At 62.6% G+C, this 1095-nt stretch carries 1 protein-coding gene; it reads left to right on the plus strand.

All coding sequences use genetic code 11. From position 1 onward, the window contains the following. Positions 1 to 176 precede the first annotated feature (176 nt). On the plus strand, positions 177 to 977 hold the full coding sequence (gene hisF / locus AC1DWI_RS24090) for an imidazole glycerol phosphate synthase subunit HisF (RefSeq protein ID WP_477669862.1): 801 nt from the start codon (positions 177 to 179) through the stop codon (positions 975 to 977). Positions 978 to 1095: the final 118 nt, after the last annotated feature.

Genomic DNA, 1095 nt, shown 5'->3' on the forward strand with positions numbered 1-1095 from the left:
GCATATTCATCAGCACATTGACGACTACTGGCAAAAGAACGAGGCTTACAGATATGCTGTTTTCACCGTACTGACTCTTCCTGCCGTGATTTACCTTGTTCTGGATTCCGCCTTGTAGCCGGCCACACTTCTCATTCGCCTTCTGTGGCGTTCCAACGCCTTCTTCATAGATTTCCATGCTCGCTAAACGAATCATTCCCTGCCTCGACGTCACCGGCGGCCGCGTCGTGAAGGGCGTCAACTTCACCCAGCTGCGTGACGCAGGCGACCCGGTGGAAATCGCCGCGCGCTACAACGAGCAGGGCGCGGATGAGCTCACCTTCCTCGACATCACGGCCACCAGCGATGGGCGTGACCTGATCCTGCCGATCATCGAGGCGGTTGCATCCCAGGTCTTTATCCCTCTTACCGTGGGCGGCGGTGTTCGCACCGTTGAGGACGTGCGCCGCCTGCTCAACTCCGGCGCCGACAAGACCAGCTTCAACTCGGCCGCCATCGCCAACCCGCAGGTGATCGCCGACGCTTCCGCCAAATACGGCTCGCAGTGCATCGTGGTGGCGATCGACGCCAAGCGCCGCGGCGCGGAAGACGAAAAGCGCCTCACACCCACCGGCGAACCGGTCGGCCCGGGCTGGGATGTCTACAGCCACGGCGGGCGCAAGAACACCGGCCTGGACGCCGTGGCTTGGGCCACCGAGATGGCGCGCCGCGGCGCCGGCGAGATTTTGCTGACCAGCATGGACCGCGACGGCACCAAGTCGGGCTTTGACCTGGCGCTGACCCGCGCGGTGAGCGACGCCATCAGCGTGCCGGTGATCGCCTCGGGCGGCGTCGGCAACCTGGAGCACCTGGCCGACGGCATACAAAACGGCGGCGCCGACGCGGTGCTGGCTGCCAGCATCTTTCATTACGGCGAATACACCGTTCAGCAGGCCAAGCAGCACATGGCAGCGCGCGGTATTCCTGTGAGGTTGTAGTTTTTAGAGTTTCGGCATCCAGCCCTTACCCCGCATGCGCAAGCAGCTATCGATTTGATAGTGACTACTTGCAAGCCGCCCCTGCTCCCCCAAACCAGCATGAGCCGCGGGACTGGCT

This window comes from Polaromonas sp. P3_C2, from assembly GCF_056402675.1.

What these genes read in the sequence shown, in the direction of transcription:
- hisF (WP_477669862.1), top strand. Translation starts at nt 177, where the DNA reads ATGCTCGCTAAACGAATCATTCCCTGCCTCGACGTCACCGGCGGCCGC.